General features: G+C 70.3%; 15 protein-coding genes, 1 tRNA gene and 1 pseudogene. 8 read left to right on the top strand and 9 right to left on the bottom strand.

Translation table 11 applies throughout. The features are described from left to right. The 3 genes from IEY96_RS03155 (at position 1) to IEY96_RS03145 (ending at position 2,100) form a co-directional block, all read left to right on the top strand. Positions 1 to 306 (top strand): type VII secretion target, encoded by a 306-nt coding sequence (locus IEY96_RS03155; protein WP_189193267.1) that lies wholly within the window; start codon positions 1 to 3, stop codon positions 304 to 306. Next, positions 306 to 974, top strand: a complete 669-nt coding sequence (locus tag IEY96_RS03150) for a hypothetical protein (protein ID WP_189193266.1) — start codon at positions 306 to 308, stop codon at positions 972 to 974. The genes IEY96_RS03155 and IEY96_RS03150 overlap by 1 nt, the downstream gene beginning before the upstream one ends. A gap of 289 nt (positions 975 to 1,263) precedes the next feature. Continuing rightward, positions 1,264 to 2,100, top strand: a complete 837-nt coding sequence (locus IEY96_RS03145; RefSeq protein WP_189193265.1) for a PSP1 domain-containing protein — start codon at positions 1,264 to 1,266, stop codon at positions 2,098 to 2,100. Between the two features lie 98 nt (positions 2,101 to 2,198). Here the strand turns inward: IEY96_RS03145 and IEY96_RS03140 are convergent, their stop codons facing one another. Next, positions 2,199 to 3,902, bottom strand: a complete 1,704-nt coding sequence (locus tag IEY96_RS03140; protein ID WP_229791393.1) for a metallophosphoesterase family protein — start codon at positions 3,900 to 3,902, stop codon at positions 2,199 to 2,201. 165 nt (positions 3,903 to 4,067) lie between these two features. On the opposite strand from IEY96_RS03140, the gene IEY96_RS03135 reads away from it, so the two are divergent. Continuing rightward, positions 4,068 to 4,141 (top strand) — tRNA-Thr (locus IEY96_RS03135). 129 nt (positions 4,142 to 4,270) lie between these two features. Here IEY96_RS03135 and IEY96_RS03130 read toward each other — a convergent pair. Further along, positions 4,271 to 5,353 carry an acyltransferase family protein gene (locus tag IEY96_RS03130; protein ID WP_189193263.1) on the bottom strand — a complete coding sequence of 361 codons (1,083 nt, stop codon included), beginning with the start codon at positions 5,351 to 5,353 and terminating at the stop codon, positions 4,271 to 4,273. Between the two features lie 278 nt (positions 5,354 to 5,631). Here IEY96_RS03130 and IEY96_RS03125 point away from each other — a divergent pair, with 278 nt between their 5' ends. Both IEY96_RS03125 and IEY96_RS03120 read left to right on the top strand, forming a co-directional pair. Beyond that, positions 5,632 to 6,213 carry a suppressor of fused domain protein gene (locus IEY96_RS03125; RefSeq protein WP_189193262.1) on the top strand — a complete coding sequence of 194 codons (582 nt, stop codon included), beginning with the start codon at positions 5,632 to 5,634 and terminating at the stop codon, positions 6,211 to 6,213. Between the two features lie 148 nt (positions 6,214 to 6,361). Further along, positions 6,362 to 6,658: a hypothetical protein gene (locus IEY96_RS03120; RefSeq protein ID WP_189193261.1), complete on the top strand. Its 297-nt coding sequence runs from the start codon at positions 6,362 to 6,364 to the stop codon at positions 6,656 to 6,658. Between the two features lie 283 nt (positions 6,659 to 6,941). Here IEY96_RS03120 and IEY96_RS03115 read toward each other — a convergent pair whose 3' ends face one another. Beyond that, entirely contained in the window at positions 6,942 to 7,322 is a 381-nt protein-coding gene (locus tag IEY96_RS03115) for a hypothetical protein (protein WP_189193260.1), read from the bottom strand. Positions 7,323 to 7,462: 140 nt separating this feature from the next. After that, a complete protein-coding gene (locus IEY96_RS03110; RefSeq protein ID WP_189193259.1) occupies positions 7,463 to 8,215 on the bottom strand; it encodes a hypothetical protein in 753 nt (250 codons plus the stop codon). A gap of 119 nt (positions 8,216 to 8,334) precedes the next feature. On the opposite strand from IEY96_RS03110, the gene IEY96_RS03105 reads away from it, so the two are divergent. Beyond that, complete coding sequence (locus tag IEY96_RS03105; protein ID WP_189193258.1) at positions 8,335 to 9,195, top strand: hypothetical protein; 861 nt, start codon at positions 8,335 to 8,337, stop codon at positions 9,193 to 9,195. Between the two features lie 27 nt (positions 9,196 to 9,222). On the opposite strand, the gene IEY96_RS03100 is transcribed toward IEY96_RS03105, so the two are convergent. Then, complete coding sequence (locus IEY96_RS03100; RefSeq protein ID WP_189193257.1) at positions 9,223 to 9,657, bottom strand: hypothetical protein; 435 nt, start codon at positions 9,655 to 9,657, stop codon at positions 9,223 to 9,225. Between the two features lie 98 nt (positions 9,658 to 9,755). On the opposite strand from IEY96_RS03100, the gene IEY96_RS03095 reads away from it, so the two are divergent. After that, complete coding sequence (locus IEY96_RS03095) at positions 9,756 to 10,310, top strand: GrpB family protein (protein WP_189193256.1); 555 nt, start codon at positions 9,756 to 9,758, stop codon at positions 10,308 to 10,310. Between the two features lie 37 nt (positions 10,311 to 10,347). Here the strand turns inward: IEY96_RS03095 and IEY96_RS03090 are convergent, their stop codons facing one another. The 4 genes and pseudogenes from IEY96_RS03090 to IEY96_RS03075 form a co-directional block, all read right to left on the bottom strand. Continuing rightward, positions 10,348 to 11,037 carry an ElyC/SanA/YdcF family protein gene (locus tag IEY96_RS03090; RefSeq protein ID WP_189193255.1) on the bottom strand — a complete coding sequence of 230 codons (690 nt, stop codon included), beginning with the start codon at positions 11,035 to 11,037 and terminating at the stop codon, positions 10,348 to 10,350. Further along, positions 11,037 to 11,633, bottom strand: coding sequence for a GNAT family N-acetyltransferase (locus IEY96_RS03085; RefSeq protein ID WP_189193254.1), 597 nt, complete (start codon positions 11,631 to 11,633; stop codon positions 11,037 to 11,039). Before IEY96_RS03085 ends, IEY96_RS03090 begins: the two co-directional genes overlap by 1 nt. Positions 11,634 to 12,000: 367 nt before the next feature. Further along, positions 12,001 to 12,450 (bottom strand): annotated as a pseudogene (locus IEY96_RS32475) (SRPBCC family protein); the annotation flags it as partial. A gap of 141 nt (positions 12,451 to 12,591) precedes the next feature. Continuing rightward, on the bottom strand, positions 12,592 to 13,464 hold the full coding sequence (locus tag IEY96_RS03075; RefSeq protein WP_229791355.1) for an SAP domain-containing protein: 873 nt from the start codon (positions 13,462 to 13,464) through the stop codon (positions 12,592 to 12,594). Positions 13,465 to 13,477 lie beyond the last annotated feature (13 nt).

Genomic DNA, 13,477 nt, shown 5'->3' with positions numbered 1-13,477 from the left:
ATGGAGACGTTGCGCGCGCTGGCCGCCCGCCTCGACGAGGCCGGCGCGACCCTCGCCACGCTGGCCCGCACGGTGACCGCCACCGACCCGCCCCACCCCGCGTTCGGCGCCCAGGCCGCCGGCCGGCCCGGCGAGGTCGGCCGGGCCCTGCACCGGCAGTGGACGGCCGCCACCGGCGACCGGGCCCGCGAGGCGCAGGCCGCCGCCACCCGGCTGGCCGCCGCCGCGGCCGCCCTGCGCAGCGCCGCCGACCGCTACTCCGCCACCGACGAGTCGGTCGGGCGGCGGCTGGCCCGGGAGGCCTGATGGACGCGCTCGACCGCCTCGCCGAGCCGGGTCTCGACCTGCTCGCGCGGGTCGACGCGCTGCTCGCCGCCGGCGCGCCCGAGGGGCACCCGCTCTGGCCGCTGCTGCGCCGCATGCAGGTGCTCCCCGGCGCGGCCGTGCGCGAGTTCCTCGACCTGCACCCCGCACCGCTGACCGGCGCCGGCCACGCCGTGCGCCGGCTCGTCCGGGGGTACGACGACACCTGCGCCATGCTCGCCGACCCGGTCGCCTGGTCCGGGCCGGCCGCCGCGGCGTACGACGAGGCCCGCACGGCCCTGCTCCGCCACCTCGACGAGGGGCCGGAGAGCCTGGTCGGGCGGCTGGAGTCGACCGCCGGCTACGCCGACGCGCTGGCCGACTGGGTGGAGGGGAGCCGACTCGCGCTGGCCCGGGCGCTGGCCGAGTTGCTGCGCTCGGCCGAGGCGGTCACCGTGCACGCCGCCACCCGCCCGGGCGTCGACGCGGGGCGGTCCGGGGCGCTGGCGGCCGCCGAGATCGCCACCCGGGTGCTGGGCGTGCTCGGGGTGGCCTACGACGGCGCGGAGACGCTGCTGCGCCAGTGGGCGCCGAGCCTGGCCGAGACGACCTGGCGGGACCGGGCCACGACCGCACCCCGCTACGGCGGCACCACCCGGATCGGACACTGAACGGGCCCTGGCAGGTCCACGGCGTCGCACGCCGAACCGGCCGTAGCCGGGCTCCGGCGGCGACGCCGTGGCCTTCCCCTGCACCCCCCGCAGGTATGCCTTCACTCAACGCGGTCGGCCGCCGCTTGTCCCGTAACCGACTCATGTTTCAGCCGTCCGGGCGAGGATCAACGACACGAGGGGTCGAGGTGGGTTCGGTCGAGTCGACAATCATGGATCGCTGCGCCGGGTGACCGGACGGCGACGGCGGCCGTCCCGGAACCGGGCGGAGGTCGTTAGGGTGGTGGGCATGGGCATGCTCTGCGCGGTCAGTTTCAACCGGTACGGGCGCCTCTACTACCTCGACCCGGGCGAGCTGCGCCCGCAGGTGGGCGACAAGGTGCTGGTGCCCACCGACGAGGGGCCCGAGGTGGCCGAGTGCGTCTGGGCCGCGCAGTGGGTCAGCGAGGACACCGACGGCTTCCCCCGGCTCGCCGGCCTGGCCGGTGACGAGGACCTGCGCCGCGACGAGCTGCTGCGCCGGCGCAAAGCCGACGCCAAGGTGGCCGCCAAGCGGCTGATCCGCGAGCACGGCCTGCCCATGAAGGTGGTGGCGATCGACCACGTCTTCGCCACCCCGGAGACCGGCAGCGACCGGACGACCGTCTACTTCACCGCCCCGCACCGCGTCGACTTCCGCTCCCTGGTCCGCGACCTGGGGGCGACCCTGCACTGCCGGGTCGAGCTGCGGCAGCTCTCCGCCCGCGACTCGGCGCGGGTGCAGGGCGGGATCGGCTCCTGCGGGCGGGACCTGTGCTGCGCCACCTTCCTCACCGACTTCGAGCCGGTGACCATCCGGATGGCCAAGGACCAGGACCTGCCGCTCAACCCGCTGCGCATCTCCGGCGCGTGCGGCCGGCTGATGTGCTGCCTGAAGTACGAGCATCCGCTCTACCAGCGGTTCCAGGAGTCCGCCCCGGCGATCGGCAGCCGCGTCTCCACGCCGGAGGGCGACGGCAAGGTCGTCGGCCACAGCGTCCCCCGCGACTCGGTCACGGTCCGCCTCGACGCCGACGGCTCCCGCTGCTCATGCAGCCGAGCCTCGGTCTGCGCCCCCCGCAAGGCCCACGACCAGCACTACTCCTGACCGCCTCCCTTGGTTCCCCGCCGTCGATCAAGAGGTTTGCGTCAGGAAACGGGCCGTTCCTGACGCAAACCTCTTGATCGACTCCAGTGTGCGCGGCCTCAGCGGAGGACGATGGGGGGCTCGGCCAGGCGGGGGGTCAGGGGGGTTTTGGGGAGGAGCCAGCTTGACGTCGGGGACTGGTCCTCGTTGAGTTCCCAGGCGTGGGAGACCTTGTCCACGGCGATCGGGTAGATGGTCAGGGTGCCGTCGGCGTCGATGCGGAACCGGAGGAACGCCTTCGAGTCCTCGATGCCCTGGCCGGCGAAGAGCTCGTTGACGTTCACTCCGAACGACCCCGCCACCAGCAGGTAGAGCGCCACCACCTGGCTGGCGACCAGGCCGCTCACCGGCCCGTACAGGACGGCCGCGGCGACCGCCGGCAGCGGCCACGGCCAGTCGTAGAACGGCAGTTGCAGCCAGAGCCAGGTGCCGCCGGCGGCCAGCGCGACGTGGGCCAGGCCGTGCGTCACGCCGAGGATCCAGTGCCGGGCGTGCCGCTTCCCGCCGGAACTGGGTGGCTTGGCGAAGAACGCCGCGCTCAGCAGGGTCACCACCAGCATGATCACCAGCGGGACGCTGAACAGGCGCTGCTCGGTGGTGCCCACGTGGTTCGCCGCCACCCCGGCCATGGCCAGCATGAGGAGCGTGTGCAGGGTGCCCAGCAGGGTGGTGAAGCCCGGGTTGCGGAACGGCAGCCGGGCGAAGATCCCCCAGCCGTACCGCCGGGAGCGGGCCTTGTCCGGATAGCGGGCGGCCAACTCGTACTCGCGGGTGCGGCTGGACCGGCGGGCCAGGGTGTCCCGCGGCGGCACCTCCAGCCGCTCGGGCAGCTGGTGGGTGGGGTAGAGGTAGGCGCCACCGCCCCCGCAGGTGATCAGCTGTCGCTCCGGCCCGGTGTAGCGGGCGTAGTGGTGCAGGTCGCCGGAGATCAGCAGCCGCACCTGCGCGCCGGTGGGCGCGACGATCGTACGGATGAAGTAGTCGATCGAGTCGTAGGCCGTGGGATGGTCGTGGGCCTTGACCCAGGTCGGGGCCGGCACCGCCAGGATCACCTTCGAGCGCGGGGTGAGCTTCCGGGCGACCTCGTCGAAGTAGGTGAGCTGCGGGTCGTCCAGGTACGACCCGGACTGGTCGTCGAGGCCCAGCAGCCACCAGTCGGCCGGCAGCTCCACCGCGAAGTACGAGCGGGACTGGCCGGTGCCCCAGCCGGCGAAGTGCCGGTCCCGGGACCGGACGAACAGCCGCAGGAACGCGGTCAGCCCGTCGTACCAGTCGTGGTTGCCGGGCACCGCGAAGAGCGTCGGCCGCTGCGGCGGCGCCACGGGCATTGCCGCCTGGTACGGCCCCTTGCACCGGTCCTCGTACGCCTCGTAGGCCGCCGACGGATAGACCTGGTCGCCCCCCATCACCAGGGTCTGCGCCCGGGGCAGCCGGTGCCCGTCCACCTCCAGCTCGGGCTGGGCGAGCAGGTACGCCACCGAGTACGTCGCGTCGAAGCCGTCGCCCAGGTCGGCCACGTAGTCCAGCCAGAGCCCGCCGTCCGGCCCCACCTGCCGAAACGTGTCGTCGCCGAACGCGTTCTGCAACTCGCGCTTGTCCAGGTACGCCCCGAACAGGATCGCCAGCAGGGTCCGCACGCCGGTGCTGATCAGCAGCAGCGGCGCGAGCCAGGGGACCGGCTTGCGCGGGGTGAAACCCAGCTCCAGGGGATTCAGGCTGCGCGGGCGCCGGGTCGCCCGCTCGCCGGGGTGCGCCTCGGGGATCGGCTGCTGCGGCGGTACGTGATCGTCACTCACCCGCCGCAGGGTAGTCCTGACCGAGCGCGAAGTCTCTCCCGCGGAAGTACCGAAACTCCCTGATGTCCGGATCGGAGGTGAGGGGATCCCGTTCGGCGTCCGGCGGGGTGTGCCGTACACTTGACGATCGTTGCCGCCTTAGCTCAGTCGGCTAGAGCGACGCACTCGTAATGCGTAGGTCGACGGTTCGATTCCGTCAGGCGGCTCGGTACAGAAGCCCAGGTCATTGGCCTGGGCTTCTGCCGTTTCCCAACGTCGCGAACAGCCCTCGTACGTCCAGCGTCATCGGCTCGACCACCTGCCCGCCGGATCGGGGGTGAGGAATCGGGCTGAGCTCAGCTCTGGCTGGTCACCGCCGTGGACTGCTGTTTCTTCGCTGGGGCGACGTCCCTGAGCAGCCAGCCGACCGGAGGGCTGACCAGCGGACGCAACGCCCACACCACGGGCCGGCTGGCGGTGATCCAGACCAGCGCAACGACCGCGGCGATGAGCACCAGCAAGGCTGGGATGTTGTCGACCTGCTTGTCGAGGGGTGACCACTTGAAGGCCAGGACGACGAACCCGTGCAGCAGATAGGGGTACATGGAGTTGGCTCCCCAACCCGTGAGGAACGTGTGGCGACGGGGAGCGAGCATCATGATCGCCCAAGTCATCGCCAACCCGACGGCCATCAGTCCAAGCCGGATCAGGACGCCCTCGGTCACCTCCACCCCGAGCCGCTGGTAAGTGCGGTTCCAGTACACCCAGAGGGCCGACAGGCGCGAGGCGACCAGATAGGCGATCGGCGCGGCAGCGATGAGGACGGCGATCGCGGTCAGCCGCACGGGCGGAGATGGGCGGTACGCGAGCCTGCCGCGACCGAGCCAGACGCCGAGGACGAAGAAGGGCAGCATTCCTGCCACCCGGTCCAACGACAGGGCGTGGCCGAGCGAACTGGCGGTTCCGGCGGTGAGGGACACGACGATCGCGATGACGACCGCTCCGCGAAGTTGGGCGAAGAGCGGAGCGAGCATCCGCCAGATGAACAGGGCCGGCAGGAACCACAGGTGATAGATCGGGGAGAGGAACATGTCGGCCGTCCAGGGCATCGGCTTGTCCATCGCCGTGTAGAAGATCATGTAAAGCAGCTGAAACACCACGTACGGCGCGAGCAGATCCCGGATCAGCGACGCCGCACGACGGCCGGTGAGCTCGGTTGCCGAGAGCATCCCCGAAAGCATGACGAAGGCCGGCATGTGGCACAGGTAGATGAACGTGTAAATCGTCCTGCCACCTGGCGAGGAGCCGACCGTCTGACCCACCATGTGGCCGAGCACGACCAGGACGATCAACAGCCCTTTGACGTTGTCGATGTACGGGTCGCGCCTGATGGGCCCGACAGCGACGCCAGGGCTCTCAGGCATCACCGTGGTTGTCACCCGGCCAGGCTGCCGGTCGGCCGATACCCGATCTAGCTGGAGTGAGCAGGATCATCAAAAACCGCCCGCGAAGCGCTGGACGTGCAGGCAGGCCGGCAGGACCCCACTCCCTGCTCTGGCGATAGTTGCGCCCAGAAGCAGCCGACCAAGCAGCCAAGCCGGCGGACAGTGGCGGACCACAGCGAACATCAGGGGCAGGACGTGCGGAGTCAGCCCTGCCAGCCCGACCGACGCCGCAGCCGCCGCGAAGACCCACGTCCGGCGTAGAGTGCCCCGCCATGGCTGCTCCTCCTGTCCTGCGAGACATCTTCAACGCGTATCAGAACCAGCTGGGCGAGGAGGACGATGGCTTCCTCTTCGAAGACGAGCAGGGACCGATCAGCCGGCTGGATGTGGTCGTGTATCGGCCCAGATCCGGGGCGGACATGACCTCTTTCGCCACCATCGGCATGGCGGCGAAAGAAATGCCGGCGGCGCCCGGACCGGGTGGAGGTGGCCGCGCCGAGCTCCACCTTCGGCGGCGCGGGCCGCTGACCCGTTCCGAAGAGCACGCGATCGCCGTCCGGTTGGCCGATCTTGCGGTGCATCCGTTCGTAACGGGAACGCAACTGAACTGGGGGCACATGATCGGTTTCCGGGAGGACTTCCCCACCTTCTCCGGATGTCGTGCGGTCTTCCTTGCCGGCCCGTTGAGCGCCGAAGGGCTGGACTATGTCCACACCAGCGCGGGCGCTGTTCGAGTCATCAACGTCGTGCCGATTACGGATGCGGAACGTGAGCGGGGAAGGGGCCTGCCGCCCGTCGACTTCGCTCGATCACTCCTGGAGCATGCTGACATCTTCGCCGAGCGACCGCAGTAGCTGAGCTCAGCCGCCCCCGACCGTCCAGCCTCCGTGGTGCCCGGCGAAGTGATCCGCTTTCCGGCTGGACCTCTGAGGGCCGGGGTTCGGAGACTGCCGACGAGGAGATCCGCTAGCTTTCCCGTCCATCGTCCCCGATACTCACGGCGTGATCAGCAAAGACCCTCACACCCCGTGGCTGACTCGCGCTCCTCACCCTGCCGACAGCCCGGCACTGCCCGTCTACATGGTCATCTTCTTCGTCCTGGGCCTCGCCGGATTCGCCGCACACGGACTGGCTGACGGCAGGGAAGCAATCATCATCGCGAGCATGGTCTCGGGGGTGTTCTTTGCGTGCTTCCTGATCCTGTTCGCGATCTACTGGACCGGCTACCTACTGAAGGGCCACGCCATCTGGCGAGCCGAGCGCCAGGCTGACTCAGATGGGCCATCTACGGGCCAGTAGCCAGACGGCTGACGGGAGACTGCCCTCCCGTCCTGCTGGGTCGGCGTGTGAAGAGCCAGGCATGACAGATGCCTGGTTCATCTGCGAAAATGTCAAGCTCCGCCGACGATTCCCGGCGGAGCTTGACATTCATAGGCGCATCGGGATGGCTATGGCAGCCTGTCGGTCGGCATACCAGAATGGCCAACAGCGGCGGCTGCCGACACTGGCGGAACGGCAGTTATGTACCGGTGCCTGATCTGCCCAATTGTCGTGCCGGCGATTCTGGAGCCCGACTCCATGGTCAGGCGTTGACAACTCCGCTGCATCCGACGTTTCTCTCGCAGATGTAGAACCAGTCCACCCCGGCGCTGAAGCCTGCACTTCCGCCGCCCGAGGCGCTTCCGTTCGGATCGCCAACCTGCTGGGTGGTGCCGTTGTAGAGGTAGAAGACGCCGTATACGCCGTTACCGTCGGCCTCCTTGTCGTAAACCTCTACGAAGGTGTGACCTGAAGACACGGTCGCCACGTCGGACCCATGGTAGGCGACAGCAAAATGAGCTTGTGCCGGTGATGCCCAGAGCCCCATCAGAGGAATGCTGACAATAGCGGTGAGGGCCAGCCGAAGCTTCTTGGGTAGGCGCATCTGCTTCCTTTCCCGGGTGAATTGGAATGCAGTGATCACTGCCAATGGCGGAATACTACATACGTCGAAGAGGCGTGGGTTGACGCTGAGTGTCAGAGGGTTGACGCTGTGTGCCACAAGGTCGGTGACAAGCGGCTGCCGCCACGGCCAGCTGCAGGGCACTGCAGCTGCACCTGGAGTCAGTTGCCCTTGTGCCTTCCGCCGTCCCGGTCGGCCAGCGCCGCGAGAAGCCGTCCGTATTCGGCCTGGCTGCCGATGGCCGCCCGGCCTTCGGGATGACAGACGTAGTGCTGGATCGCGGCGGCGAGAAAACCGGCGTCGACGTTGTCCGTGCGCAGCGCGTTCCGGCTCCACGGAAGGCCACGCCGCCTCACGAGCAGTGGCTTCGCGAAGGTCATCCGAAGCCGCCAGGGGCGGTCCGCCCCCGGGGCAACCCGAGCGGCCGGGAGGGCCTCCCACGGCACAGTGAGCGAGCCGAGGACCCAGCTCTGCCGTATGCCGTGAGGCCGTAGCTGCACCCCGTGTCCCTGCCACGCCTCGACAAGCAGCAGCGCGACCAGCACGAGCGAGGAGATCGTCAAGATCACGTCGAGTGTCGACACCATGCCCGCCCTTGCCGAGCGCACCATTGCGCCGACGCTGGCCGAGACAGGCCCGAGGAAGCCGAAGGCAAAAAGCACCCTCCACGCCGGCGCTGGAGTGGCGAAGGCCGGCATCTGCGGTAGCACCACGAAGCAGGCCGGCCGGATCCCCATGACGATGACCGACAGGACCAGGGCCGCCAGGGCGAGGAAGGCAAGCGGGGCGAGGAGGACCTGTCCGAGGGAGGGGGCGAACCCGACGGCAGCAGCGTTCACGCCTGCCAGCAGCAGGCCAAGCAGCAGAACGACGTGCCGATGGCGCACCGCGGCAGCGGAAACCTTGCTGATCATCTCCGTGACAATAGAGCCAACGGTTGCACCAGGCGGGGTCGTCGAACGCGGGCCCGTGGGGCAGCCGATGCTCGCGTACGCTCCGCTTCTGCACGTCCCGCGGAAGGTGAAGGCGGCTGATGAAACCCGACGACGCACTGCCCGACCTGATGGTCGGCGGCGACCTGCCGAACGGGCACCTTCCGGCGCCGCTACCGGCTGACCGGGCACGCCGTCGTGGGCGGGGCACCCTCGCGGTGGCGGCCGCCGCCATCGGCTTGGCACTCCTCGGCAGCTTCTTCGTGAGGCAGCAACGCGCGACCGATCCGGTGGCGCCCCGGCAGGTGTCGGCGCAGGAGGCGTCGGAGGAGGCCCCGTCGACCCTGGCCTGGCTCTCGGCGCTGGTTGCTCGTGACGGCAGGTCCGTCACCGTGTACGCCGGAGCGAGCGCGGAGTGCAATGAACTCGTGCAGCCCCGGGCGGCGGTGGCCGAGCAGGACGGCACCCGGGTGGTGATCGCGGTGAAGGCGCGCATGGGGCGTGCGACCGACTGCGCCACGAGTGGCGAGCCCATTCCCCTCGTGGTGTCGCTGCCGGAACCTCTCGGCGACCGGGTGCTCCGCGACGCCGCCACCGCACTCCCGCCACCGACCTACTTCGAGCGCGATCTGCCGGCCTTGAGCAGCGACGAGCGGTGGAGCCCGCACCCAGGGCAGTGGGCGTCCACCGACGACGGCTGGTATCAGGGCTACAACGGCCCCGGCGGCTCCCATCTCCTCGCGGCTGCGCGTCGCACCGCCGACGCGAGTCGACCCGCCGCCGTCGCGACCCTCACGATCGGCGCACGTAAAGGGGTCATCACCGGCGGGGCGGAAGGCTCGTGGACCCTGTGGTGGGTTGCTGGGGAGGTCACCTATTCCCTGCGGCTGACGCCCGCCGAGGGCAGCACCTTCACCCTCAAGCAGTTCAAGCGGGAGATGGGCAGGTTGAACTGGAGCTGATGGCGCCTGCGCTCACCAGCGAGGCTGTCATGTCCAAGGCGGGGCGTGCCGGTTCACGTAGTCGCGGGCACGGGGGAGCGGGTCCTGCCAGTAATCGCCGGGCATGCGGGAGTAGTGCGCCGCACAGAAGCCGGCGAGGTCGTCGGTGATCGTGACGCGTTCCAGCTGGCGGCCTTCGAATTCGGTGTTCACCGCGAGCAGTTGCGCCTCGGGGTTCCAGCCCGAGTGATCGAACGCCCAGCCATCGCACACCGCGTAGACGTGGAAGACCTGCCATTCGCCGGCCGGGCGTACCCCGGCGATCTCGATCGGGCGCCCAGGGTAGGAGTCCCGGCACACCCAGGCCAGGATGTGACACGCTCCGGCAGCGAAGAAGGCCTGATCCGTCCGTTCCCACGCCACGCGCTGATCTGATCGTTCGATCGGCGTCCGGCGAAACGCTCCCGCTGCTTCGGCTGCCACAGACCGGAGGCTAGCCGAAGCTCCGACCGGTCGCGGATGCCGAGATGCCCCCGCCACGAGGGAAGCTGCGGCGCCGACAACGCCGCTACGGTGACGAGGTGACGGACGAGGCGCGCGTGGTCGAGGTGGTGGCCTACGACCCGGCGTGGTCGGAGCGGTTCACGGCTGCACAGCGGCTGCTGGTGGGCGTGTTGCTCACGGCGGTGAGCATCGAGCACATCGGCTCCACCAGCATTCCCGGGTTGGCGGCCAAGCCGATCATCGACATCCAGGTGGTGGTGCCCGAGGTCGAAGCGGTGCTCGCCGATCTCCGGTCCCTGGAGCTGCTCGGGTACGTCTACCGACCGCTGGTCTTCCCCGACGACGACCAGCACCTGTTCTTCGTGAAGGACACCGCGGGAATGCGGGCCGAGCACCTGCACGTCTTCGGTGTCACCTCACCGGTGCCGGCGGAGAACCGGCTCTTCCGCGCCTACATCGCGGCTGACGCCGAGGCCGCGCGCCGCTACGAGGCGGCGAAGAGGCGTGCGGCCGAGCGGCACCCCGACAGTCGGGCGCGGTACGGCGCCGCGAAGGAGGAAGCGATGCGGCAACTGATGGCCGAAGCCCGGCTGTGGCGCAGCTCAGGCGGGTGGCGGTCGGCGGAGAGCTGAGGCCCGACGGCTGGCGGGGCGGGCGTCGCCCGCGCTGTCACCGGGCGCGGTCCGGCCCGACGAGGAGGGCCCGGTGCCGGCTCCACAGCCACCGTAGGTAGTCCTGTAGCTCCGCCGGTGTGGCGACCCACCCCTCGTCCAGGTAGGCGAGGATGCGTCTGGCTTCCCCGGGCACGAGGTCGTAGGCGGTCGCCCCGGTCTCCGGGACGGGCAGGTCTGGAGAGACGGCCACGGGGAGCGGGATGACGGGCAGCCGCATGCCACTCCTGTTGAAGGCCCTGAGGACCGTGAGGTAGACGCGGGCCAGGTGGTAGGGGGAGACGGTGAGCGCGAGGCTTGTGATGCCGCGGGCCCGGACCTGGTCGGCGATCCACGCGGCCTGCAGGCCGGTGTTCGGGGCCGGCTCGGCCTGAACGTGGACCCCCTCGGCGCGACGGAGGCCGAGGCTCCGCAGGTGGTCGAGCGTGATCTCGACGTAGGTCTTCTCCGCCGGGTTCCCGTTCGCCACCAGGAGGTGGCGGAGCTTCGGGTTCGCCTCCCAGGTGCGGATCGCGTGGGTGAGGCGCCAGTCTTCGCCCTGACCGGTGGCGACGACGAGTGCCTCGACCTCGTCGGCGGCCGACTGAGGCAGGGTCAGGATCATCGTGAGGGCTTTCAGCAGCTCCAGGAACTGGCCGGTGGTGCAGTGGGCGAGATCCTCTTCGCGCACGATCCGGGAGGGATTCATCAGCGGTTCACATTGGTCGGCTGCTGCATGATCCAGGTGGGCAGGGGTTCGGGGACCTCGCGTACCACCTGCCAGCCGGCCAGGCGGTAGATCTCGACGTTGGCCGGGTTGCTGGTCTCCAGCACCGCCGGCAGCCCGTCCGCCGCCGCCCGGCTCAGCCCGGCCCGCATCACTGCGTGGCCCCAGCGGCGTCCGGCGCTGTCGGGGTGGGTGCCGAGCACGCCGAGATACCAGAACGGGCCGGCCGGCAGCGCGGCGTGCACGGCCGCGTCGTAGGCGCGGACCCGGGCCAGCGCGTCGGCGGGCAGGTGGGTGGCGAGCGGGTCGGCCGGTTCCGGCTCCGGCGGGACCGGTGGTTCCCAGATCGCCACCGACGCGCCCCGGCCGATCGTCCAGATGGTTCCCCGGTGGACCCGCTTGTCGAAGAGGTGCCCGAAGAAGGCGGCGGCGTACCGGGGGTAGCTGGCCGGGTCGGGGAAGAGGTGGGTCAGGACGGGGTCGGCGGCGAAGGCGGCGACCAGCGAGTCGACGACTCGCTCGCGGTCCGCCGGGGTGGCGACGGTGATCTCCGGTGTGCGTCGTTCGAGGTCGGTCACGGGCGGCAACGATACGCGCCGGAACGAAGTGAGCCCGGCGGGCGCGGCGCGGGGGCCGGCCCACCGGGCTCACTCCGGCAGGGAGGTGAAAGGCCTACAGGTTGCGGCGCGGGTCCGCCGGGTCGGGCGGGAACACGCCGGGCCGCTGCGCGGGGACGTCGGTCACCACGTACTCCGTCTCGGTCTGCGGCGTGGGCTCCTCGTCGGTCTCCGAGCGGTGCTTGGCCGCGGCGGCGGCCCCGGCCGCGGCAGCGCCCGCGGCAACCGCGCCGGCCGCGACCGCCTTGGCCGAGAGGCCGGCCTTGCCGTCGTCGCCGCGGGAGGACGCGGCGTGCTCCACGCCGGGCGTGCCGAGGGTACGGCCCTCGTCGACGGTGCCGCGCCAGGCGCCGGTCTCCGCGCCCCGGCCCTCGATGTACGACTTGAACTTCTCCAGGTCGGCCTCGGCCCGCTTCTCGACGATGTGCAGCTTGTCGCCGGCCTTCTCGACCAGCCCCTCCGGCTCGTACTCGAGGGAGAGCCGGACCTGGGTGCGGTCGGTGCCGATGGGCTGGAAGTAGACGGCGCCCGCGTTGGTGGCGCCGCTGGTGGCGGCCCAGGCGACCTTGCGGTCCGGCACCTGCTCCAGGACCTTGGCGTCCCACTCGCGCTTCACGCCCGCGATCTCGGCGACCCAGTGCATGCGCCGGTCGTCGAGCTGGCGTACCTCCTGCACGCCACCCATGAACCGGGGGAACTCCTCGAACTGGGTCCACTGGTTGTAGGCGGTGCTGACCGGTACGTCGACTTCGATGGACTTCTCGACCTTCGTGGTCATGGGCACTCCTTGTCGTTCAGTCGTCGGTACCGAAATCCGTACCCCCGGAGACCCGGGCTAATCGGGACGGCGCCGATTCGACGGTCATGCCGGAGGCCCGGGTCGACGCGCCGACCCGGGCCTCCGGAGTTCCGTGTGGAGTCAGCCGTCCTCGCGGTCCGGGCTCTCCAGCCGGAAGAAGTTGCTCTGCTTCCCGTCGGAGCGTTCCTCCTGGTAGATGAAGTTGAGCCGCCGCTCGTCGAAGGCGCGGAACCACTCCTCCCAGCTGATCTCGCGCAGCCGCTGCTCGCGCCCGTTGCTGGGGAAGTCGAAGCGCAGCACCCCGGCGTGCCCGTCGTGCTCGGTGCCGTCCACGGTGGTCGGTACGCCCTTGCGAGCCTCCGCCCACCGCCGGATCACGTCGTGGTCGGTGGTGACCAGGCTGCGGCCGGGCCGCTCCGGCTCGTCGTCGACCGAGGTGACCTCCTGGGCGTACTTGATCGACTTTGAGTTCTGCGGCCCCTTGCGGACACCGCCGCCCCCGGAGGAGGAGCGGGAAGAGCCGTCACGCAGGCTCTTCACCAGCGCCTTGACCAGGTCGGCCTTCTGCATGCCGGCGGTGCCGGCGACGCCCCGGGCGCGCAGCCGGCTGCGCAGCTCGTCGACCTTGAGCCGGGCGATCTCGCTCTCGTTGATGTCCGGCGTGTTCGGGGTCTGGTTGCCGGGCGGGTTCGCCGACGACGAGGTGGTCTTCTTCGCGGACGAGCCGGAGCGTGACGAGCCCCCGGCGCGTGCCGAGGTGCTCTTCTTGGCGCCGTCCTTCATGGCCTTCACCAGGGCCTTGACCAGGTCGTCCTTGCGCATGTCGGCGGTGCCGGCGACGCCGCGCCTGCGCAGCCGGTCGCGGAGCTGGTCGACCTTGAGCCGGGCGATCTCGCTCTCGTTGATGTCGGGGGTGTTCGGGGTCTGGTTGCCCGGCGGGTTCGTGGTCGCGGTCGAGCCGCTGCCGCGCCCGGAGCCGTTCTTCGTGGGCATCGCACATCATCCT

Source organism: Micromonospora fulviviridis, assembly GCF_014648395.1.
In the GTDB taxonomy this organism is placed as follows: Bacteria; Actinomycetota; Actinomycetes; order Mycobacteriales; family Micromonosporaceae; genus Micromonospora; species Micromonospora fulviviridis.
This window is presented reverse-complemented; position numbering and strand designations above follow the sequence as displayed.

What these genes read in the sequence shown, in the direction of transcription:
- IEY96_RS03145 (WP_189193265.1), top strand. Translation starts at nt 1,264, where the DNA reads ATGGGCATGCTCTGCGCGGTCAGTTTCAACCGGTACGGGCGCCTCTAC.
- IEY96_RS03155 (WP_189193267.1), top strand. Translation starts at nt 1, where the DNA reads ATGGAGACGTTGCGCGCGCTGGCCGCCCGCCTCGACGAGGCCGGCGCG.
- IEY96_RS03090 (WP_189193255.1), bottom strand. Translation starts at nt 11,037, where the DNA reads ATGAATCCCTCCCGGATCGTGCGCGAAGAGGATCTCGCCCACTGCACC.
- IEY96_RS03150 (WP_189193266.1), top strand. Translation starts at nt 306, where the DNA reads ATGGACGCGCTCGACCGCCTCGCCGAGCCGGGTCTCGACCTGCTCGCG.
- IEY96_RS03105 (WP_189193258.1), top strand. Translation starts at nt 8,335, where the DNA reads ATGAAACCCGACGACGCACTGCCCGACCTGATGGTCGGCGGCGACCTG.
- IEY96_RS03125 (WP_189193262.1), top strand. Translation starts at nt 5,632, where the DNA reads ATGGCTGCTCCTCCTGTCCTGCGAGACATCTTCAACGCGTATCAGAAC.
- IEY96_RS03110 (WP_189193259.1), bottom strand. Translation starts at nt 8,215, where the DNA reads ATGATCAGCAAGGTTTCCGCTGCCGCGGTGCGCCATCGGCACGTCGTT.
- IEY96_RS03075 (WP_229791355.1), bottom strand. Translation starts at nt 13,464, where the DNA reads ATGCCCACGAAGAACGGCTCCGGGCGCGGCAGCGGCTCGACCGCGACC.